The organism is Streptomyces sp. NBC_01244, from assembly GCF_035987325.1.
GTDB lineage: Bacteria > Actinomycetota > Actinomycetes > Streptomycetales > Streptomycetaceae > Streptomyces.
The window spans coordinates 784,253-805,733 of the sequence record NZ_CP108488.1 but is presented as its reverse complement, the minus strand read 5'-3'; the positions used below and the strand labels follow the sequence as shown (position 1 = coordinate 805,733).

Here is a 21,481-nt window from a genome sequence, read left to right as displayed (position 1 = left end):
GCTCCCACACGCGGACGTGCAGGGGTTTGGGGCCGTCCTTGACGCCGCACACGCAGCAGACCTGAGAGGTCGGCTCGAAGCGGCCGATCCGCACGAAGGTGCGTCCGTACCGGGCGGCTTTGTACTCCAGCATCGCCACGAACGCGGACCATCCGGCGTCGTGGACGGACTTGGCCAGGCGCGTACGGGCGAGTCCCATGACCGCCAGGTTCTCCACGGCAACCGCTTGGTTCCCACGGATGATCCGGGTGGAGAGCTGGTGGTGGAACTCGCGCCTCGCGTCGGCCACCCGTGCGTGAGCGCGGGCGACCTTGATGCGGGCCTTGGCCCGGTTGTTGCTGCCCTTGGCCTTGCGGGACAGGCGACGCTGTTCCCGCTTGAGCTTCTTCTCCGCCCGGCGCAGGAAACGCGGAGACTCGATCTTCGTGCCGTCCGAGAGGATCGCGAAGTGTGTGAGCCCCAGGTCGATGCCGACTTCCGGCGTCGCCTCGGGCAGCGTCTCATCCGGCCCGGTCTCCACGACGAACGACGCGAAGTACCTGCCGGCCGCGTCCTTGACCACGGTAACCGTGGACGGCATAGACGGCAGGGTGCGGGACCATTCCACCCGCACGTCTCCGATCTTCGGCAACGACAGGTCGCCGCCGGTCGTGATCTTCCATCGGGCGTTGGCGGTGAACCGTACGGCCTGCCGGTTGTCCTTGCGTGACTTGAACCGTGGTGCGCCCATGCAGGGTCGCTCGCCCTTGAGGCCGTCGAAGAAGTTCTTGTAGGCGTTCAGGAACGCATCGCCTGACCTGCGGGCGGTCTCACGAGCGCGGAGCGCTGAGGACCGTTCGGGTACAGGCGGAAGCTGTACCGAAGCCGCATGGCGATCAGCGTACTCACGTTGGTTCACGGCCGGGTATCAGAACATCCGCACTGGTCGGCACTGCGCTTTCGTGCTTCATGCCCCTTGGTTGTCGTGACGAAGTACCGGCACAAGATCTTCATCTGGTGGTCGGTGTAGTACTCCAGCTCGCCGTTCTGCCCGGTGCCCGGGTCCGCACGCCACTTGGCCTGATCGGGCTTGCCGGCCGCGGGGCCGTCGAACTCGTCGCTCCACACCAGCCTCGGTGGATTCGCGGGGTCCGGGGGGAGCGGCGGGGAGTCGCCCGGGCCTCCGGAGCCGAGGCCATGCGGCAGCTGCTGGAAGACGACCCGGAGCTGGACGCGGTGTTCGCGGCCAACGACCTGATGGCCATCGGAGCCCTGCGGACCCTGCGGCAGGTGGGTCTGCGGGTCCCCGCGGACGTGGCAGTCGTCGGCTTCGACGACATCGAGGCCGCCGCCTACACCGTCCCGGCCCTCACCTCCGTGCGCAGCCCCATGGCCGACCAGGCCACGGCCACGGTGCGGCTGCTCCTGGGCCTGATCGAGGGCGGCCCCAGGGACCGCATGGTCATGCCCAACGACCTCGTGGTCCGCGAATCGTCCCGAGGGAGCGCTCCCTCAGGCGCCGCGCCCCTCGGAAGGGCCCGTCACGTCCTGTACGTGCCGCAGGCCCGGCCCCGCCAGGACCTCGTGCAGCTGCTGGAAGACCTGCCGGGCGCCCACGGCGTTCCAGTCCGCGGGGAGCAGCTCGGCGGGGAGGCCCGGGTCGAGGTAGGGCAGCCGGCGCCACTCGGTGAGCATCGGCACGTAGTGACGGAAGGCCTCGGCGGGGTCGATGCCGTCCTGCAGGGCGAGCTTCGCGGCGACCGGCGCGTACGCGCCGGTGAACGTGGCGTACTGGGCCTGGATCGCGGGGAAGTCCCACCAGGAGCTGACCGCCTGCGGCAGGTCGCTGAACGCGGCGTAGTCGGCCGCGGCGAACAGGTGGACGTACTCGCTGAGGCCGAGCCGGACGAGCATGTCGCGCGCGTCCTCCAGGAGCCGGCCCGGCGCCAGCCACACGCCGGGGGCGATGTTGCCGAAGCCGAGCCAGGTCAGTCTGGTGCGCAGCTGGTAGCGGTGGGAGCGCTCGGACTCCGGCACGGAGAAGACCGCCATGGCCCAGCCGTCCGCGAGGTCCGCCGGTTCGAGGCTGGCGAAGATGCGCCGGTCGCCGGCGTCGAAGACCGGGTGGACGGCCGGGCTGAGCCGGTACCCGGTGGCCCCGCGGCGTTCCGGTTCGAGAACGCCCTTCTTCTTGAGCCGGGAGATGGCCGAGCGCACGGCCTGGCTCTCCACGCCGAGTTCCGACATGAGCGTGATCAGGTCGGCGACGGAGATCCAGCCGCCGCTCCCGCGCACGAAGGCCCCGTAGACCGTACTGATCAACGAGCTGGGCCTGAGGGGGCTGTCCGACATGATCACCTTCCCGTGGTGTGGGGTGGTGATCCTATCGAGGGGCGGCGGCCGGGCCGCCTCCGGTCACCCCGAGGCCCGCGTTCCCGGGTGCAGGGGAGCCTCCGCGTACGCGCCCGAGAGCAGATGGCCGGCGCCGGGGGCGACGGCCGGCAGGTCGAGGGCGCGCAGCATCTGGTGGGCGGTGCAGACGGCCGCGGAGACGACCGGCTTGCCGAGCAGCTGCTCGGCCTCCTCGATGGCGCCGAGCGAGGGCATCTGCACGCAGGCCGACAGGACGACCGCGTCCGCGTCGGCGTAGTCCAGGGCGCGGGCCAGGCCGGGGAGCCTGGCCGGGTCGTGGGCGGCCACGTCGAGGTTGTTCGGGATCTCCAGGGCCTGGAAGTCAAGGACCTCGATGCCCTCGTGGGTGAGGTAGTCGACGACGGTCTGGGTCAGGGGGCGCATGTACGGGGCCAGCAGGGCCACCTTCCTGGCGCCCATCGTGTGCAGCCCGTGGACCAGGGCGCCGGCGCTGGTGACCACGGGGGCGGGGGCCCCGTTCTCCACGGTGCGCGCGTGCAGGCGGTCCTCGGAGGTGCGGTGGTAGCCGAGCCCCATGCTCATGATGGCGACCAGACAGGCGTAGCCGAGCACGTCGACCCGCGCGTCCGAGAGCTCCACGGCGCAGCGGTCGGAATCGGCGTCCATGGCCTTGAGCTGCTCGGGCGTCACATGGGTCATGCGCATGCGGCTGGAGTGGAAGGTGAAGCGGTCGTCGGGTGCGATCTCCATGCGGGCGCGCAGGATCGCGGGCACCTCGGTCTCCATGGTGACGTTGGAACTGGGGACGATCTGGCCGATGCGGTAGGTGCGGGGCGACACGGGTGCTCCTCGGTGGTCGGGCGGGGTGGTGTCCGGCGGGGGTGTGGTCCGGCCGGAGTGTGGTCCGGCCGGGGTGTGGTCCGGCCGGGTTCAGCGGGCGTCGACGACGGGGTTGGCGAGGGTTCCGATGATCTCGACGGTGGCCTCGACGGTGTCGCCGGGCACGAGGAACTCGGGCGGGACCATGCCGGCCCCGACGCCGGAGGGGGAGCCGGTCGCGATGACGTCGCCGGGCTCCAGGGTCACGCCGGAGCTGATGTCGGCGATGAGCCGGGCGATGGGGAACAGCATGTGCCGGGTGTTGGACTTCTGCTTGGTGACCCCGTTCACCCGCAGTTCGAGGTCGAGGTCCATCGGGTCCGGGACCTCGTCGGCGGTGACCACGGCCGGGCCGAAGGGGGCGTAGGAGTCCTGGCCCTTGGAGAAGAACCACTGGCCCGAGCGGCGCTGGTCGCGGGCGCTGATGTCGTTGACGATGCTGTAGCCGAAGACGTGGCCGTACGCCTCCTCCTCGGTCACCCGGAAGGCGGTCCGGCCGATGACCACGGCGAGCTCGCACTCCCAGTCGAGCTGCGCCGTGAGGTCCGCGTTGTGCAGGATCGGCGCCCCGGGGCCGGTGACGGCGGTGGCGGGCTTGCTGAACAGCACCGGACGCGGCGGCAGGTCCTTGTCGGTGTCGAGGGTCCGGCTGGACTCCTCCACGTGCTCCACGTAGTTCAGCCCGACCCCGATGATCTTGCCGGGGCGCAGCGGGGCGCGCAGGGCGACGTCCTCCAGCCGGTGCACGGACCCGGCGGGCCGGTCCGCGGGATCGCCCGCCAGCAAGCGGGCGGCCGTCTCCCGGGCGGGGGCGCCCGCCCGGACGAAGGAGAGCAGGTCGGCGGGGAGTTCGACGCCCGCGTGCCGGGCGAGGGCCGCGAGGTCGTACACCAGGCCGTCGACCTGGGCGCCCAGGCGGTCGGCGGTGGCGGTCATCGGCGCGGTCGTGTAGGTCACCAGTCGCATCGGTGGCTCCTAGGGGAGAGGTGGGGGGAGAGCAGGGGAGGAAGTACGGCGGCGCGGGGTGCGCCGCCGCACCGGGACCGGTGTCAGGGCCGGCGGCCCGGTGCGGCGACGCGGCTCAGGAGGCGGGCTGGTGCCCGCCGTTGTCCGGGTAGGCCTCTTCGCGGTGGAAGCCGAGGGAGCGCATGACGGGGAAATCGTTGAAGGAGAACAGGCAGGCGTCCTCGGACGGGTCGAGGTTGTGGTGCTCGTGCCAGGCCCAGGACGGGACGCAGAAGACGTCGCCCTGCTTCCACTCGAAGCGCTGCCCGGCGATCACCGATACGCCGTGCCCCTTGGCCGCCGTGTAGATCACCGACCCGGTGTGGCGGTGGGCTTGGGTGGCCTGCCCCGGGCGCAGCAGCTGCATGTGGGCGCTCATGGTGGGCATCACCGAACCGCCGGTCACCGGGTTGGTGTACTCCGCGATGACCCCGTCGTACGGGGAGCCCGCGGTGGCCGAGGCCAGGCCGCGCAGGGCCTCGTAGGTCTGCTCCCAGGGGTAGGCGAGCAGCGGGGAGTAGGGGCGGGTCCACTTCTCGGATCCGTACGGGAGCAGGTTCGCGGCGTAGGTCAGGACCGAGGAGTTGACCACTTTCCCGGGCCGCTGGTACAGCTCGGGGTGCACCTCGTAGAACCCGGCGTCCAAGGCGTTGACCAGCGGGATGTCCAGACCGTCCTGCCAGATCACCGGGGCGTCGGAGGCATCGTTGCCGTGCTCGTGCCAGGTGCCGTTCGGGGTGATGGCGAAGTCGCGCGGGCCGACCTTCAGCTTCTGGCCGTCCACGATCGTCCACGCGCCGGTGCCCTCGTGCACGAAGCGCAGCGCCGCGGCCTGGTGGCGGTGGGCGGTCATCGCCTCGCCGGGGCCCATGATCTGCAGCCCGGTGTAGAGGAGTCCGGCGGCGGCACTGACGTCCCTGCGGCCGGGGTTGACCAGCATCACCACGCGGCGGCCGGCGTCGTCGGCCCGGACCAGACCGAGGGCCTTGTGGACGAGGGGCCGCAACTCCTCGTAACGCCACAACACCGGAACGGACTTGGGCTGCGGGTACCAGGGCTCGATGTCGTTGGCCACCGTCCACAGCGCACCTGCCTCCAGGGCTTCGAGCTCGCCGTAGTAGGCGGTGAGCTCGGGGGTGTCAAAGACCCGGGCGCGGCCGAGCGCGGTGTCGTCCTGATCGGTGGTCATGCGTCCTCCTCGGGGGTGGCGGTGGCCGGCAGGGCCGTGTGCGGGACGGTGAAACTGACCGGCGGGCGCGGCCGGTTGTCCACTTCGAGGCGGAACACGTCGAAGCGGTTGTAGTGCCCGGTGATGTCGTGCATCTGCTTGGGCTGGATGCACCGGTTCAGGTCGATCTCGGCGTAGACGATGCCCTCGACGTCGACGAGCGGCTCCGTCACCGGGCGGCCGTCGGGGCCGAAGATGCCCGACAGGGCACTGCGCGGCCGGGCGAACAGGGCCCGCACGGCCTCGTCCTCACCGGCGACCGCGTCGACGATCTCGGGGGAGACCGTGGAGCAGGCGACGACGGAGAAGACCTTGCCCTCGAAGCTGTGGGCCGCGGTCCGCACGGCGATGGCCTCGGCCATGTCGTAGTCGGTGGGCGCCACGGGCAGCGCGATGTAGCAGGCCGCGTGCACCAGTTCGCCCTGGGCCAGGAGGGTGAAACGGGCCAGGGTGTTGGTGTTCTCCCCGCACGCGAGGGCGCCGACCGGGCCGACGGGGGTCTGGTGGACGCGCAGGGAACTGCCGTCACCACCGGTCCAGGTGAGCTTCTCCGCCCAAGTGGGAACCAACTTGCGGTGGACGCCGAGCAGTTCGCCGCCGGGGCCGATGGTCAGCAGCGTGTTGTAGAGCACGCCCAGGCTGTGCGGGGCGCGTTCGTTGACGCCGATGACCAGGACGACCCCGTACTGGCGGGCCGCCGCGCGCAGGGTGTCGACGTGCGGGCCGGGGACGTCGATGGACGCGCGCTGCAGGCGTTCGAACCACGGCGAGCCCTGGACCGGGTTCATCGTCCAGTTCCAGTACGGGTAGCCGGGCACGAACGCCTCGGGGAACACGACGAGTTCGGCACCCTTCCCGGCGGCCTCCGCGATCAGGGCGACGGCCTTGTCGACGGTGGCGGCGGGATCGAGGTAGACGGGAGCGGCCTGGACGGCGGCCGCCGTGAAGCGGGGCAGGGCGTTCGGGGGACGGGTCTCCATGGGATCTCGGCCGTTCCGTTCAGAGGGCCGGCGCGGCGACGCGCGGCAGCCATCGCTGGTGCACCGGTGCGGCGGGCCGCCGCAGCAGTTCGAGGCGGGGCGGCACCCGGTCGGTGCGCGCGGCCGGCGGCCGGGCGCTGCCGGCCCGCCAGGACCGGGCCCACGGCGCGGCCGGTCCGCGGTACCCCTGGGCCACGGCCGCGTGCAGGGTCCACAGCGGGTCGTGGAGCTGTGCGCGGCCCACCGCGCACAGGTCGGCGCGGCCCGCCAGGATCACCGAGTTCACGTCGTCGTAGGTGGAGATCGCGCCGACGGCGATGGTCGCCACCCCGGTGGTGTTGCGGATCAGGTCGGCGTACGGGGTCTGATAGCTGCGGCCGAAGGACGGCTGCTCGTGGGACACGACCTCCCCGGTCGACACGTCGATCCCGTCGGCGCCCGCCGCGGCCAGGGACCGCGCGATGTGCAGCGCGTCCGCCTCGTCGAGGCCGCCCTCGGCCCAGTCGGTGGCCGAGACCCGGACCAGGAGGGCCTTCCCGGCCGGCCACACCGCCCTCACCGCGCCCAGCACTTCGAGCGGGAAGCGCAGCCGGTTCGCGACCGCTCCGCCGTACTCGTCGGTGCGCCGGTTGGTCAGCGGGGAGAGGAACCCGGACATCAAATGGCCGTGCCCGTACTGGAGTTCCAGGACGTCGAAGCCGGCCCGGTCGGCGCGCTCGGCCGCGCGCACGAAGTCCCGTACGACCAGGTCCATATCGGCGCGGCTCGCCTCGCGGGGCACCTGGCCGCCCTCCACCCACGGCAGCGGGGAGGCGGCCAGGAGCGGCCCCCCGGCCGACCGGCGGCCGGCGTGGGTGAGCTGGATGCCGAGGCAGGTGTCGGACTGGCCGTGCGCGAAGGCGGTGATCCGGCCCCAGGCGGCCTCCTGCTCGTCGGTCCACAGTCCCGGGCAGCCCGCGTCGGTGCGGCCGTCGGCGCTGACCGACGTCATGCCGGCGATGACCAGGGCCGCGCCGCCGAGGGACTGGGTGCCCAGGTGGACCAGGTCGAACTCGCCCGGGACCCCGTCGACCGCCGTGGACAGGGCCATGGGCGGTACGACGATCCGGTTGCGCAGGCGCAGGCCGCCCAGCCGGAAGGGCCGGAACATCGGCGGGACCGGGGCCGAGGCGTTCACGGCGGTGGTGAACTCCTCGTCGCGCACCCGCAGGTTGTCGTAGGTGACCCGGCGGCTGCGGGTCAGCAGGTTGAAGGCGAACTGGTGCGGATCCTGGCCGGTGTACCGGTCGATGTTCTCGAACCACTCCAGGCTGGCCTGGGCCGCCCGCTGCGTGGACTCCACGACGGGCCTGCGCTCTTCCTCGTAGGCGGCCAGCGCGCTCTCCACGCCGGGGTGCTCGTGCAGGCAGGCGGCCAGCGCGAGGGCGTCCTCCATGGCGAGCTTGGTGCCGGAGCCGATGGAGAAGTGAGCCGTGTGCGCGGCGTCCCCGAGCAGCACGGTGTTGCCGTGCCGCCAGGTCCGGTTGCGCACGGTGGTGAAGCGCAGCCACTTGGAGTTGTTGGGGATGAGCCGGTGGCCGTCCAGGTGCCCGGCGAGGATCTCCTCGCAGCGGCGGATCCCCTCCTCGTCGCTGGCGCCGGGCGCCAGGTCCGGGCCGGCGGACCCGGCGAAGCCGCCGCGCTGCCAGGTGTCCTCGTCCATTTCCACGATGAAGGTGGAGCGGGTGTCGTCGTACGGGTACGCGTGCACCTGGAGCGTGCCGAAGTCCCGCTCCTCGACGATGAAGGTGAAGGCCTCGAAGACCTTGTCCGTGCCGAGCCACATGTAGCGGCCCGCGCGCTCGTCGAGATCGGCGCCGAAGGTGTCGGCGTAGGCGGCCCGGGTGGCCGAGCGCACGCCGTCGCAGGCGACCACCAGGTCGTATTCCGCGGCCAGTTGCTCCGGTGCGGGGGACTGCGTGCGGTAGCGGACGTCCACCTCCAGGGCGGCGCAGCGCTCCTGGAGGATCTCCAGCAGCCGGCGCCGGCCCAGCGCGGCGAAACCGTGCCCGCCGGAGGTGAGCGTGCGGCCGCGGTGGCGGACGTCGATGTCGCTCCAGCGGGCGAACTCCGCCGACATCGCGGCGTGTACGAAGGGATCGGCCTGCGCGATGCCGTCGAGGGTCTCGTCGGAGAAGACCACCCCGAAGCCGAAGGTGTCGTCGGGAGCGTTGCGCTCCCAGACGGTCACCTCCCAGTGCGGGGAGATCTGCTTGGCCAGGGCGGCGAAGTACAGGCCGCCCGGCCCGCCTCCGATGACTGCTATGCGCACGGGGCGCCTCCTCGGTTGTTCTCGATCAGTTCGGGGGCCTGCCGGCCCGCCTTCGTCAGGACCTCGCGGACCTCGGCGGGCCACGGGGTGGTCCCGGTCGCGCGGGCCGCGGAGTGGGCGATGACCATGCGGCCGGTGGCGGCCACCGCACCGTGCGGGCCCTCCGTGCCGCCTGTGCCGCCTGTGCCGTCGGGACCCTCCGGGCCCGGCTCGCCGCGGACGGTGAAGGCGTAGTGGAGGGAGCTCGTGCCGACCTTGGTGACCCGCAACTCGGTCCGTACGGCCTCGCCGAACCAGAGCCGGGCCCGGTAGTCGGCCTCGAAGTGGACCCGGGGCGTGCTCCCGAAGAGGTGCGACAGGCCCAGGCGGCGCAGCAGCACGGCCTCGGCCGCCTCGACCCAGCGGATCACGGTGGAGTGGTGGTAATGGCCCGCCGCGTCGGTGTCGGTCCACTCGACCCGGCGCTCGACCACCACGCTGGGCAGGTGCGGCACCTGAGCCTCGGGACACCCGGCGGCGCAGCCACCGTCGTCCGGTGCCGGGGCGGTGGGGGCGGCCTCGGCCGACTTCCCTCCCCGGGAGGCGGCCTCGGCCGACCTCCCTCCCCGGCTGCGGAGTTCGGCCCGCCGGAGCTTGCCGGTTTCCGTCCGGGGGAGCTCGGCGACGAACTCCACCGCACGCGGGTACTTGAAGGGGGCGATGGCCGACTTGACGTGCTCCTGGAGCGCGCGGACGGTCTCCGGGGCGGCCGGGACGCCCGCGCGCAGCACCACGTACGCCTTGACGAGCATCCCGCGCCGTTCGTCGGGGACCCCGACGACGCCGCAGTCCGCCACGTACGGGTGGTCGGCCAGCGCCTTCTCGACCTCGGGCCCCGCGATGTTGTAGCCCGAGGAGACGATCATGTCGTCGCTGCGGGCCACGTACCAGAAGTAGCCCTCGGCGTCGCGGATGTAGGTGTCGCCCGTGATGTTCCAGCCGTCCCGGACGTACGTGGTCTGGCGCGGGTCGTCCAGGTAGCGGCAGCCGGTGGGCCCGGTGACGGCGAGCAGGCCGGGCTGCCCGTCGGGAACGGGCTCTCCGTTCGCGTCCACCACGGCGGCCCGGTAGCCAGGGACGGGCCGGCCCGTGGAGCCGGGGCGGATGTCCTCGTCGGCCGCGGAGATGAACACGTGCAGCATCTCGGTGGCGCCGATGCCGTCGATGATGCGCAGCCCGGTGGCGGCGTGGAACTCCTCCCACACGGCGGCGGGCAGGGGTTCGCCCGCCGAGACGCAGCGGCGCAGCCCGGCCAGCAGGCCGGCGGCGCCCGCGGCCAGGATCGCGCGGTAGGCGGTGGGCGCCGTGAACAGGACGGTCACCCCGTGCGCGGCCACGAGGTCGGCCAACTGCCCCGGCGTCGCGGTCTCCAGGAGCAGCGTGGCGGCTCCGACGCGCAGCGGGAAGACCACCAGACCGCCGAGCCCGAAGGTGAACGCGAGCGGCGGGGTGCCGGTGAACACGTCGTCGGGCTCCGGCCGCAGGACGTGCCGCGAGAACGTGTCGGCGTTGGCGAGCACGTCCCGGTGGAAATGGAGGGTCGCCTTGGGGCGCCCGGTGGTGCCGGAGGTGAAGGCGATCAGGGCCACGTCGTCCGCGGCGGTGTCCACGGAGGTGAAGACCCCGGTCTTGGCCGAGCAGCGGACGGCGAGGTCGTCCTCGCCGGGGCCGCCGTACGCGACCACGCGCGGGGCGGTGTACGCGGCGGAGCCGTCGGCGCCGGCGGCGGCCGCTTCGAGTTCCTCGAGGTAGCGGTGGTCGCACAGGGCGACGGAGGGGAGGCTGATCTCGCACAGTGCGGCGAGCTCGGCGGCGCGCAGCAGCGGCACCGTGGTGACGGCCACGCCGCCCGCCTTGAGCACGCCGAACCAGGCGGCGACGAGCCAGGGGTTGTTCGGGCCGCGCAGCAGGACGCGGTTCCCGGGGAGTAGCCCCAGGTCCTCGGTGAGCACCTGGGCGACCTGGTTGGCACGTCGCAGCAGCTCGCCGTACGTCCAGCGCTCGTCGGGGGTCAGAAGGCAGGGGCGGTCGGGTCCCCAGCGTTCGACGGCGTCGTCGAGGAGGCTGTGGGCGCAGTTGAGCCGGTCCGGATAGTCCAACTCCGGCAGATCGAAGTGGAGTTCGGGCCAGAGGTCGAACGGCGGGAGCCGGTCGCGGCAGAAGGTATCGGCGTGCGCCGAAGGGGAGAGCTCCATGGGGCGGCACCTCAATCAGGGAGCAGCGGGGGAGATGGGGCAAGTATCTCGATAAATTGGCGGCCGTCAATTCCTCGCCATATTTTTGTGAGGTGATCGTGCCCTCGGGGGGCGCTCCGGTCGGCTTCCAGGAGGCTTCCGGGCGGCTCCCCGGCGGCTCCCCGGCGGCTCGTCGGTGGGCCCCCTCCGGCCCTCTCCCGAGCCCGCGATCCGCGCCGATCCACGCCGATCCGCCTGTCAGGCGGCCGGCACGCGTACCCGAACGGATTTGCCGAACTCATCTGCCTGGACGCTGAGTTGGCCGCCCACCTCGGCGGCCATCAGGTGCACGATCAGCAGGCCGCGCCCGTTCTCGGCGTCCAGGTCCGCCTCGCCTCGCGGGTGCGGGAGCCGCGGCAGCGAGGGGGCTCCGTCGGCGACCTCCAGCTGGAGCCATCCCCCTCCCAGGGAGATTCCGACGCGCAGGCGTCCCGCGTCGGAGGCGTGCAGGACGACGTTCCCGACCAGCTCGCTCACGGCCAGCAGCAGGACGTCCGCGATGTCGGCGGAGATTTCCCAGCCGTCGAGGACCGAGCGCACCCGGGAGCGGATCAGGGGGACGGTCGCCGCGGTGGGCTCCGCGGCCCAGTGGTCGAAGCCGCGGGCCTGGGAAGCGGCCGCGGGGGCCGGGTCGGTCGGGCCGACGACGGGCTGCGTGGCGGGCTGGGTGGCGGGGGGTGTGGAGGTGAGCATGGCGTGCTCCCGGAGGGGAAGGCGACGACATTCGCGCGGTGGCTCGTGTAACTGCCGGGGAACTGGTACTACCCGTGCTCTTGTGGTCTGCGGAAACGCGTCGCTAGAGTCGTGATTACACGTGTAACACGCTAGGCCTCCCACCCCGCCCCGCGCAAGCATTTCGGACATACGTTACGAAGCCTTGTCCGTAGCGCTCCGTGCTCGCTCGGCCGCGGTGGGACCCGCACCTGAACCCCCGGCCTCCCGGGCCGCACAGATTGGAAGGGCCGCAATGACGCAATCGCTCCCCGCCGCGATCGATCCGGCGGACATGACCTGGCCGCCTCCGCCGTTCCGGACCCCCGTGTCCGCCGTCGTGGACGCGGACGGGGTCCGCCGCTTCGAGGGGGTCACGTACGCGACCTCGCCCGGCTACCGTCCCCGCCTGCTCGACGTCCACGTACCCGCGGGTGAGGGCCCCTTCCCGGCGGTGGTGTGGATCCACGGGGGCGGCTGGCTGGACGGCGACCGGCGCTACCCGCCGCCGACCGTGCCGGTGGAGCTGCTGCACGGGTCGGTGCTGGAGGCGGGGTTGGCCCTCGTCTCGATCGACTACCGGCACAGCCTGGAGGCCCCGTTCCCGGCTCAGCTGCACGACGTGAAGGCCGCGATCCGGTACGTCCGGCGGTTCGCCACCGTACTGGGCATCGACCCGGACCGGATCGGGGTCTGGGGCGAGTCCGCCGGCGGCCATCTCGCGGCCCTCGCCGGGGTCGTCGCCGCGGCCACCCCGGACGCCGAGGCCCTGGAGGGCACGCAGGGAGTGGGCTCCGGCGACACCGCCGTACGGGCCGTCGTCGACTGGTACGGGGTCTCCGACCTGGTCACCCTTGCCGATCACCCCATGCCGGCGTTCCCGCCGCTGCCCGGCGGAGTCGAGTTCCCCGACCCCTACGAAGCCCTCCTCGGCGCTTCCGTCGCCGAACGCCCCGAGCTGGCACGGGCCGCGAGCCCCGTCACGTACGCCGTCGAAGGCTCGGACCCGCCGCCGTTCCTGCTGATCCACGGAACCCTGGACGGACTGGTCCCCTACAGCCAGAGCGAGGAGCTCGCCGCGGCTCTGGAGAAGGCCGGGGGCGAAGTCGTCCTGACGCCCGTGGAAGGCGCCGACCACATCTTCCTCGGCTCTCCCGACATCGACCGCATCGTCACCGACAGCGTCGCCTTCCTCGCCCGCCACCTGAGCGCCTGAGGCCCCGTACCGGGCGCCTGAGGTCCCCTAGCCGATGAAGGGACGGCGCCGGCGGTGGGCGTTTCGGCACCGGGGCGCCCGCTGCCGCCGGCGGACCGGTCGGATCCCCCCTACGCCCCGTAGGCGGGAGGGGGGACCCGGAGGCGATGGCCGGTCGGCCCGCCGGCGGCTTCCCGCCGGAAGGCGCGGGCGTCACGGCCCCGACGGGACGGCCCGGGTCCGGGAGGACCGTCAGTCGGTGCAGCCGGGGACCGCGCCGGCCGGGCTGCAGTTGTTCGGCTGGTTGTCGCGAATGACGTCGCCGTTGACGGTGAGGACGCCGGAGGCCTTGAAGATGCCGCCGCCGTCGCCCGCCCGGTTGTGGGTGATGGTGTTCTCCTCCAGCGTGGTGGTGCCCAGCCCCGTGGTTCCCCCGGCGTGGTAGAGGCCGCCGCCCTGCGCGGTGCCGTCCTCGGCGGTGGCCGTGTTCCGGAGGACCTTGTTGTGCCGGGCTGTCAGGGTGCCGCCGTCGGGGTTGTCGAGGCCGCCGCCCTGAGCCGTGCCGTTCGGTGCGTCGGCGGTGTTGCCGGTGATGTGGCTGTCGGTTAGGTCGAGCGTGCCGAAGGGGCCCACGCGGACGCCACCACCGCGCGCGGTGCCGTCCTTGGCGACCGCCCGGTTGCCGCTGATCTTCACCTTGCTCACGGTCATCAGGGCGTTGTTCGCGATGCCGCCGCCCTGGGCGACACCGTGCGGAGCGTCCGAGGTGTTGTCGCTAATGGCGCCGCCGGTCACGGTCAGCCTGCCGGGGGCCGGGATGCCGTTGGAGACGGTGGCACGCGCGAATCCGCCCGGGGCGAAGGAACGGTTCTTGCTGATGATCGTGTCCTCGACGGTCGTCTCGGCGAAGCTGATGATGCCGGCCCCGAAGGCGAAGCTCTGGGTGTCCTTGGTGACGGTCGCGGTGTTTCCGGTCAGCCGGGAGTGGGTGACCGTCAGTGGACCGTCGTTCGCGATGGCGGCGCCGGCGGCGCCACCACCGTTGTCGCTCCCGCTGTAGATGACGTGGTTTCCGGTGACTTCGGTTTCGCTCACGCTTGCGGTTCCGGGGTTGTCGATAGCGCCGCCCTGGGCGAACACGTCGGACTTGGACGTGTTGCCGCTGAATTTGCTGCGGGTCACGCTCATCTTTCCGGTGTTGGAGATGCCGCCGCCGCAGGCCAGGCCCGGGGGATCGGGGAAGGCGGGGCAGTCCGTGGCGAAGCCACCGCTGATCGTGGTGCGGGTGAGCGTGAGGTCGCCCGTCGGGCCGACGAGGAGGATCCGGAACTTCGGCACCTTGTGCCCGCGCTCGTCCCGCCTGATCGTGGCCCCGCGTCCGTCGATGGTGATCTCACTGGTGATCACCGGCAGCCCGTTGCCGGGGTTCTCGGGGTCGGGGGCCGTCAGTTTGTACGTGCACCCGCGCGCCAGCTGGAGGGTGTCCGGTCCGGGCGAGTCGTTCGCGGCGCCGATGGCCGCGATCAGATCGGGAACGGAGCAGCGAACCTGCACCGCGGCGGCGTGAGCGGCCGGGGCGGGGACCGCCACCAACGCGCCCGCCACCAGGCCGAGGACGGTCGAGACATGCCGACGAGACATCGGGGAAACTCCTCCTTCTGCGCTGTGGGCCGGCCGTCAGGGGACCGCGACCAGCCGAGCCCAGCCGACCACGCGCGACCACCTTCGGCTTCCGGGCTTGATCCATACAGGCGGGCGGACAGCCCGGACGGAGCACGAAGACGTGCGGACGGCTCAATGAGCGCGAAGGGGTCAGACCGTGAGAGGGGTCAAGGAGCGTGAGGGGCCAGGGAGCGTGAGGGAGTCTCAGGAGGTCTCGCGCTGGACCAGGATCGCCTCTATCTCGGGTACGGGAGCCGTGTTGCCGGTCTCGATGAGCTCGTGCACGGCGTCGGCGACGAGGGCCGGGGAGGCGAGCTCCAGGCGGATCGAGGTCAGCGGGGGTTCCTGGAGCCCGGCGAGGACCAGGTCGTCCGAGCCCACTACCGCCACGTCCTGCGGTACGGAGATCCCCTCGGCCCGCAGCGCGTGGAGGAGCAGGGCGGCGTACTCGTCGTTGTACGCGAACACGGAGTCCAGCCCGAGGCTCCGCCAGCGCCGGGCCAGCGCGGCCGCGGACTCCCGGGTGTACGAGAGCTCCACCGGGGTCACGGTGGCCATGTGCTGGGCGGCGACCGATTCGGCGCCGGCGAGCCGCGGCGCGGCGAACGCGCCGAGGCCGCGTTCCTGGGGCATGACCACGCCGATGCGGGTCCGGCCGCGGGCGATCAGGTGCTCGGCGGCGGTGGCGCCGATCACGGCGTGGTCGAAGCCGATGGTGTGCACGCCCGGTACGGGACGGGCGGCGAAGGCGATCAGGCCCCGTACTCCGGCGCGCCGCAGCAGCTCCGCGGCCTGCGGGGTGAGGCGGTCGCCGTCGAGGGCGATGACGGCCGCCGGACGCAGTTCGGCCCAGGCGCGGGCGGCGTCGAGGGGATCGGCGAAGCGTCCCGCGTGCAGGACGGCGGTGTAGCCGTGCCGGTCCAGCTCGCTGTGCAGGTCGTCGACCCAGTCGCTGACGAGGCGGCCGACCGCGGAGATCGACGAGGGCATCAGGACGAGATTGCTGCGGCCGGCCCGCAGGGACCGGGCCGCGGCGTGCGGGACGTAGCCGAGCTGCCGGGCGGCGTCGAGGACGCGCGCGCGGGCGGCTTCGCCGACGCGGTGGCCCTGGGTGTCGTTGAGGACGAAGGAGACCGTGGCGCGGGACACCCCGGCGAGGCGGGCCACGTCGGCGCTGGTCGGGGACGCCGGAACAGGAGTGTCTTTGGCCATGACGTCGATCGACGCTCCTTTTGATCGGGTCGATGCCTTCCCTTCGAAGGTTACACGAGTTAGATCAAGGGAGCGCTGGCCCGCCCGGATGGGCGGGCCAGGGGTGAGGGAGGTCGGGGAGAGGGTGCAGGGGTCACTCGGGTCGGTCGAGTGACCCTTCGTGCAGGCGCAGGGAGTCACCGGCGAGGTCGTCGAGCGCGGTCACCACGGAATCGAAGCGCATCGTGGTGCGGGTGTCCGTCTCGTACGGGTTCCACGTCGGCATGCCGGGATGGTTCGGGTCGCCGGTGCGGACGAAAGCGATCCAGGCCTCGTGCATGGTGTGGGCGAGACCGTCCCGGACGGCGGGGTCGAGTCCGGCCGTCAGGGGTGCGTGGGCCCACTGGTCGAAGTTGGCGAAGGCGAAGGGCAGCTCGAGGCAGTGCGCCGCACCTAGCCGGCCGTCGTAGGCGGCGGCGGGGAAGTCGAACTGGTAGGCCCACACCGGGCGGCCCGCCGCGGCCCGCGCTTCGGCGAGCCGGAGGGCGGGCACCCGGAAGAGCTCGTCGGTGATGAGGTCCATCAGGACGCCGGCCGGACCGGCGCCCGGCCGGGCGCGCTCGTACGCCGCGTAGACCCCGGGGGCGGCCTCGGGGCCGAAGGTGTCCGCGATCCGGTCCGTCACCTGCTCCCGGGTGGCCGCGGCGTAGGCCTCGTTGAGGGCGAAGCCGAAGTTGGCCTCCTCCCGGGTCCAGCCGATCATCACCTCGATGCCGGCGGCGGCGCCGTGCAGCAGGGCCTGCGCCGGGTGGCGGGGCAGGGTGACTCCGTCGACCACGGGCAGGAACGGCGTGGGCCAGTACCCCCAGCGCGTGGTCAGCGCGAAGAGCCCGCCCATGGCGCCGATCAGCTCCGGCCAGGGCACGGCGCGCAGCTCGGCCAGGCTCTTGACCCCGGCGAGCTCCAGGTACGCGGCGGTGCGCTCCCGGTAGGCGTCGGGCGCGGGGAGGTCGAGCCCGAAGGGCGGGCTCATCAGGATCACCCGCCGGATCAGGTCCTGGGCTTCGGGCAGTCCGGCGAGGGCGGCCGTGGACACCGCGCCGCCCGACTGGCCCGCGACGGTGATCGAGCCGGGGTCGCCGCCGAAGGCGGAGATGTTCTCCCGTACCCAGCGCAGGGCGGCGAGCTGGTCGGTCAGCCAGTGGTTGGCGCCGGCTCCTTCCGGCTCGTCCTCGGCGCCGGTGTGGAGGTAGCCGAGCGGCCCGACGCGGTAGTTGATGCTGACCACGACGAGGTCCCCGTCGCGGGAGAAGGTCGCGCCGGAGTAGTTCGGCAGCGACCCGGAACCGGAGACGAAGCCGCCGCCGTGGATCCAGACCAGCACGGGCCGCCGGGCGTCGTCCACCGCGGGCGTCCAGATGTCGAGGGTCAGACAGTCCTCGTCGAAGGGCGGAGAACCGTGCCCGCCGAGGACGGGGTCGCCGCCCTCCATGTACATCTGCGGGGCGCTGGGCCCGTCGGCGGTCGCGGCCCGGGTGCCGCTCCAGCCCGGATGCGGCCGTGCGGGCCGCCAGCGCGAGTCGCCGACCGGGGGAGCGGCGTAGGGCACGGCCCGGAAAACGGCGAGCCCGTCCTCGACCGCCCCGAGGAGCGGGCCCGCGGGCGGGTGGGCCACGGGGTGAGCGGGTCCTGGGGTGGGTGCCATGAGTCGATCCTTCCTGGGCCGCGCGCCGAGCGCGCGCCGACCCGTCGAGAGTATGGCGAAAATTCTACGACCGTCAATGTTTCACGATATATGGGCGGGATCGACGGCCCCCTCGGGCCTGCGCGGGCCGGGCCGGCCGGGCCGACCGGGCCCGCGCGAGAGCTGGGCCGCGCACTCCCGGGTGCCCGAGCTTCCTGGATGGCCCCGGCCCGGCCCGGCCCGGCAGCGGCTGTCGTGCCTCCCGGGATGGCCCCGTGGCCCGCCGGGGGTGCTGGTGTCGGCTGCGCCACTGTCCCGGGTCGTACCGCCCTGCCGGGACTACGGGCCCGGCCTGGACGGCGGGGACGGCCTCGGCCGGCCTGGCGGCCGAGCGGACCGGCCCGCCGTCGGGCCTGGTGCGGAGTTGCCCGGCATGCCGTGCGCGGACGGTCTGGGCTGTTCGGACTGTTCGGGCGGGGCGTTCCGGCCGAATCGGCTTGACGGTCACAGAGGGGCAGTCATACCCAGAGGGTGTCGGCGGCCATGCGTTCGGCCTCCGTCTCCAGCAGGGGGGCGAACACCCGCCACAGGATCAGGCAGGCTCCCACGGCGGCGAGGGCGCCGGCGAAGGTGTCGCTCAACCATTGGGCGTGCTGCCAGGTGCGGCTCCACATCATGGCGCCGGTGTAGCCCGCGCCGAACAGCCACCACCAGCGCCGGCCACCCGGCGGGAACAGCACCACCGCGGCTGCGATCACTAGGGCCACCGCGCTGAAGACCTGGCCGGAGGGGTACGAGCCGTCGTTGACCAACACCCAGGTGTGCGGGGGCCGCGGCCGGTCGGCCAGTTGCTTGAGCGGCAGCACCAGGAGCATGTTGGCCAGGACCGCGGTGGCGAAGACGAAGAGCGCCGACCGCCAGCGCCCGTACATGCACAGGCAGCCCATCAACAGCAGCGGCACGACCGTGCCCAGTGGCCCGCCCAGGCGGTCGAGGAAGGTGGCGAACCCGCTGGCGGTGTCTGCGGGCGAGCCCTCCAGTGAGGCGGCCCACGCGTTGTCGAGGCCCTGGAAGAAGGGCCGTTCGTCCACGCGCAGGAGCACGCCCGTCAGCACGGAGAGCAGGGTCAGCAGCAGTCCCCAGGCGAGGGCGTGCCGGGGCGGAGCTGCGGGGACCGGCCTCCTGGGCGGCCGGACGGGGAGCGGGGGCGGAGGCGGAGTGAGGGCGTGACCGAAGAAGTCGGACATGAACGAACCTTTCGCGGCCGCCTTTCCAGGCGTTGGGGCGCATGGCAGGCGGCGGACGGGCGCGAAGCGCGGGGACGAGATGGGCGGAGCCGAGCGGGAGCGGCGTGCGGAGGGGATGCGCGAGGGCGTGCGGAGGCGGGTGGAAGGGGGCTGAGGGTCCGAGCGGATGGGTGTTGTGCGGGGTCGGGTCGGGAGGGGCGTAGGCGGCCCCGCTCCTCGCCGACCAGTCGGCACGCGGCCCCAAGTGCGGTGGCGAGTCGGCAGGCCCTCGCGGGCCGGATCCGGCCGGATGAGCCGGATCGGTGGGGAACGGCTGGGTCAGCCGGATTAGCCGGATTAGCCGGATCGGCTGGGTATGCCGGATCAGCCGGGTCTGCTGGGTCAGTCAGGTCGGCCGGGTCTGCTGGGCCGGCCAGGTCCGCTGGGTGCGCCAGATCGGTCAGGTCTGCCGGATCGGCAGGTTCGATCGGGTCTGCCAGATCGGCCGGGTCTGCCGGGTCGGCAGGTTCGATCGGGTCTGCCGGGTCTGCTCGGTCGGCTGGGCCGGTCACGTCTGCGGGTCCGGCAAGTCAGCCAGGTCGGACGGGTCGGTGCGGTCGGCCGGATCAGCCAGGTCCGCCGGGTCGGCCAGATCGGCGGGGTCGGCCGGGCCGGTCAGGTCTGCTGGGTCGGCGGGGTCGGCAGGGTTGGTCAGGTCGGCCGGATCGGCAGAGTTGGCCGGCTCGGCTCCAGGCTGCTGAGCGGCCCGACGTGCGTCGGCCCCGAGGTGCGCCGGCGTGGTGGGTGAGCCCCGCAGGGGTGGGTGGGCTCTGCCGGGTGCGGTGGGGGTCGGCGCGGTGCGGCACGGAGTATTGCGGAAGCGTGACCATCGCCACAAGTGCAAGAGGGTTCTCAGCCGGGTCGGACTAGTCCGTAGGCCGCATTCGGCTGGTTACACGTGATCGACCTGGACTTCGTCCACGGGTCACGATCTGCACGGAGGTCTGCGTCAACCCTTGGCTAGACCGGTGAGTGAGTGCTACACAGTGTCCAAGCACCTGAAGTGACACGTGTAACAACATCGGGTCAGCCGCACAGTGCGGCACCGCACGACACCGCACGGCACCGCTCAACACTGCTCCACACCGCATCGCACCGCAGGCACCGCACGCACCGCGCCGAGCAACCGCACCGCGTCGGCCGTCTCGCGCTCGGCGCGGCATTTCCCGGCGACGCCCTCGTGCGCAACCGCACCCTCGGCGTCTCCGCCCTCCCCGCGCACCGCACCTCCGGCGGTCCCCCCACGCCACCTCCCCGCTCCGTCCCCCGAGGAGTCGTCATGGCTACGAACGAGATCATCGACCCGCCCGCCCCGGCGGATCCCGAACCCTCCCGCGGACGCGGGCTCCTGCTCCTCCTGCTGGTCGCGAACTCCGCGATGATGGCCGTCTACATGGGCGTCGGCTCCGTCCTCCTGCCCACCCAGATCGAGGCGATAGCCGGCGACGACAAGGTGGCGGTGCTGGGCCTGATCGGCGGTATCAGCGCGATCTTCGCCACCGCGTTCAACCCGATCGCCGGCGCCCTCTCCGACCGCAGCGGCCGCCGCAACCCCTGGGTCCTGGGCGGTGCGCTCGGCTCGCTCGTGGGCCTCGCCGTTCTCGGCAGCGTCAGTACCGCGCTGCTCGTCGGGATCGGCTGGTGCCTGGTCCAGGCGACCATGAACATCTACCAGGCCGCCGTCACCGCGATCGTGCCCGACCGGGTGCCCGCCGCCCGGCGAGGTACCGCGTCCGCGCTGGTGGGGCTGGGTCTGCCCATCGGCGGCACGGTCGGTGTGCTGATCGCCTCCCAGACCTCCGAGCACCTGCGCACCGGCTACCTCGTCTTCGGCGGGGTCATCGCGGCAGCCGCGCTGCTGCTCACCACCTTCTGCCGGGACGTACCGCGCTCCGAGCCCGCCCCGGACGCGCCCGCCGCTCCCAAGGGGGCCCAGCTCAAGGCCTTCCTCTCGGCGCTCGCCAACCACGACTTCCGGTGGGCCTTCATCGGGCGCGCCCTGATGGTTCTCGGGTACTTCTCGGTGGTCGGCTACCAGCTCTACATCCTGGGCGATCACATCGCGCTCCCCGCGGGGCTGACCCCGCCCGCCGCGATGGCGATCCTCACCCCGGTTTCGATGGTCGCGATGGCCGTCTCCACGGTGGTCGGCGGATTGCTGTCCGACCGCTGGAACCGCCGCAAGGTGTTCGTCGGCGTCTCGGCGGCCCTCGCCGGGCTGGTCATGGTGGTCCCCGTCGTCAGTCCCACGTGGACGGGCATGCTCGTCTTCAGCGCGCTCAACGGCCTGGCCTTCGGATGCTTCATGGCCGTCGACACCGCGCTGGTCACCCTGGTGCTGCCCCGGGCCGAGGACGCCGCCCGCGACATGGGCGTACTGAACATCGCGAACGCCGGGCCCCAGATCATCGCCCCGTTCGTCGCCTCCGCCGTGGTCACCACCCTGGGCGGCTACACCCCGCTGTTCCTGGTCGGCGGAGCGCTCTCGCTGATCGGCGCCCTGGCGATCCTCCCCATCCGCAGCGTGCGCTGATCCCGCCGGACCCCGTGGCCCCGCGCCCCGTGGCCCCGTAAAGGTTTCCGGCCTCGGGTTTCCCCCAACCTCCGGGCCGCCCCTCCCGGGTGGCGGCCCGGCCCGCACTCCGGCGGGCTCGCGCCGAGGGTCGCGAGCCCGCCGGGCCTCACCCCCCCTCGAGGCCACCCTCGCCCAGTTCCCAGTTTCCA

General features: G+C 72.6%; 15 protein-coding genes and 4 pseudogenes. 3 read left to right on the top strand and 16 right to left on the bottom strand.

Annotation, left to right across the window (positions count from 1 at the left end):
- Window positions 1-4: 4 nt before the first annotated feature.
- Both OG247_RS03410 and OG247_RS44720 read right to left on the bottom strand, forming a co-directional pair.
- Window positions 5-898 (bottom strand): annotated as a pseudogene (locus OG247_RS03410) (RNA-guided endonuclease InsQ/TnpB family protein); the annotation flags it as partial.
- Window positions 895-1,107 carry a hypothetical protein gene (locus OG247_RS44720; RefSeq protein ID WP_442813213.1) on the bottom strand — a complete coding sequence of 71 codons (213 nt, stop codon included), beginning with the start codon at window positions 1,105-1,107 and terminating at the stop codon, window positions 895-897. The gene OG247_RS44720 and the pseudogene OG247_RS03410, both read right to left, overlap by 4 nt.
- Window positions 1,108-1,176: 69 nt before the next feature.
- Here OG247_RS44720 and OG247_RS03400 point away from each other — a divergent pair.
- Window positions 1,177-1,416: pseudogene (locus tag OG247_RS03400) on the top strand (substrate-binding domain-containing protein); the annotation flags it as partial.
- A gap of 75 nt (window positions 1,417-1,491) precedes the next feature.
- Here the strand turns inward: OG247_RS03400 and OG247_RS03395 are convergent.
- From OG247_RS03395 to OG247_RS03355, 9 genes and pseudogenes are all read right to left on the bottom strand, one after another.
- Window positions 1,492-2,331 carry a PaaX family transcriptional regulator gene (locus OG247_RS03395; protein ID WP_327250762.1) on the bottom strand — a complete coding sequence of 280 codons (840 nt, stop codon included), beginning with the start codon at window positions 2,329-2,331 and terminating at the stop codon, window positions 1,492-1,494.
- Between the two features lie 63 nt (window positions 2,332-2,394).
- Complete coding sequence (locus OG247_RS03390; RefSeq protein WP_327257332.1) at window positions 2,395-3,138, bottom strand: maleate cis-trans isomerase family protein; 744 nt, start codon at window positions 3,136-3,138, stop codon at window positions 2,395-2,397.
- Between the two features lie 144 nt (window positions 3,139-3,282).
- Window positions 3,283-4,197, bottom strand: coding sequence for a fumarylacetoacetate hydrolase family protein (locus OG247_RS03385; protein ID WP_327250761.1), 915 nt, complete (start codon window positions 4,195-4,197; stop codon window positions 3,283-3,285).
- 115 nt (window positions 4,198-4,312) lie between these two features.
- Complete coding sequence (locus OG247_RS03380) at window positions 4,313-5,425, bottom strand: cupin domain-containing protein (protein ID WP_327250760.1); 1,113 nt, start codon at window positions 5,423-5,425, stop codon at window positions 4,313-4,315.
- On the bottom strand, window positions 5,422-6,444 hold the full coding sequence (locus OG247_RS03375) for a carbon-nitrogen hydrolase family protein (protein ID WP_327250759.1): 1,023 nt from the start codon (window positions 6,442-6,444) through the stop codon (window positions 5,422-5,424). The genes OG247_RS03380 and OG247_RS03375 overlap by 4 nt, the downstream gene beginning before the upstream one ends.
- Window positions 6,445-6,463: 19 nt before the next feature.
- A complete protein-coding gene (locus tag OG247_RS03370) occupies window positions 6,464-8,755 on the bottom strand; it encodes an oxidoreductase (protein WP_327250758.1) in 2,292 nt (763 codons plus the stop codon).
- Window positions 8,746-9,153 (bottom strand): annotated as a pseudogene (locus OG247_RS03365) (acyl-CoA thioesterase); the annotation flags it as partial. The gene OG247_RS03370 and the pseudogene OG247_RS03365, both read right to left, overlap by 10 nt.
- Before the next feature lie 195 nt (window positions 9,154-9,348).
- Window positions 9,349-10,989: pseudogene (locus OG247_RS03360) on the bottom strand (AMP-binding protein); the annotation flags it as partial.
- 237 nt (window positions 10,990-11,226) lie between these two features.
- Window positions 11,227-11,721 (bottom strand): ATP-binding protein, encoded by a 495-nt coding sequence (locus OG247_RS03355; protein ID WP_327250757.1) that lies wholly within the window; start codon window positions 11,719-11,721, stop codon window positions 11,227-11,229.
- Between the two features lie 274 nt (window positions 11,722-11,995).
- Here OG247_RS03355 and OG247_RS03350 point away from each other — a divergent pair, with 274 nt between their 5' ends.
- Entirely contained in the window at window positions 11,996-12,955 is a 960-nt protein-coding gene (locus tag OG247_RS03350; RefSeq protein WP_327250756.1) for an alpha/beta hydrolase, read from the top strand.
- A gap of 231 nt (window positions 12,956-13,186) precedes the next feature.
- Here OG247_RS03350 and OG247_RS03345 read toward each other — a convergent pair whose 3' ends face one another.
- From OG247_RS03345 to OG247_RS03325, 5 genes are all read right to left on the bottom strand, one after another.
- Window positions 13,187-14,575 carry a hypothetical protein gene (locus tag OG247_RS03345; RefSeq protein WP_327250755.1) on the bottom strand — a complete coding sequence of 463 codons (1,389 nt, stop codon included), beginning with the start codon at window positions 14,573-14,575 and terminating at the stop codon, window positions 13,187-13,189.
- Between the two features lie 225 nt (window positions 14,576-14,800).
- The gene (locus tag OG247_RS03340; protein WP_327250754.1) at window positions 14,801-15,808 is read right to left on the bottom strand and encodes a LacI family DNA-binding transcriptional regulator; all 1,008 of its coding nucleotides are present in this window, start codon (window positions 15,806-15,808) and stop codon (window positions 14,801-14,803) included.
- A gap of 133 nt (window positions 15,809-15,941) precedes the next feature.
- Window positions 15,942-17,492 (bottom strand): carboxylesterase/lipase family protein, encoded by a 1,551-nt coding sequence (locus OG247_RS03335; RefSeq protein ID WP_327250753.1) that lies wholly within the window; start codon window positions 17,490-17,492, stop codon window positions 15,942-15,944.
- Window positions 17,493-17,989: 497 nt separating this feature from the next.
- Complete coding sequence (locus tag OG247_RS03330) at window positions 17,990-18,718, bottom strand: phosphatase PAP2 family protein (protein WP_327250752.1); 729 nt, start codon at window positions 18,716-18,718, stop codon at window positions 17,990-17,992.
- A 547-nt stretch (window positions 18,719-19,265) separates the two neighbouring features.
- Window positions 19,266-19,595, bottom strand: a complete 330-nt coding sequence (locus tag OG247_RS03325) for a hypothetical protein (RefSeq protein ID WP_327250751.1) — start codon at window positions 19,593-19,595, stop codon at window positions 19,266-19,268.
- A gap of 441 nt (window positions 19,596-20,036) precedes the next feature.
- Here OG247_RS03325 and OG247_RS03320 point away from each other — a divergent pair, with 441 nt between their 5' ends.
- Window positions 20,037-21,290 carry an MFS transporter gene (locus OG247_RS03320; protein ID WP_327250750.1) on the top strand — a complete coding sequence of 418 codons (1,254 nt, stop codon included), beginning with the start codon at window positions 20,037-20,039 and terminating at the stop codon, window positions 21,288-21,290.
- Window positions 21,291-21,481: the final 191 nt, after the last annotated feature.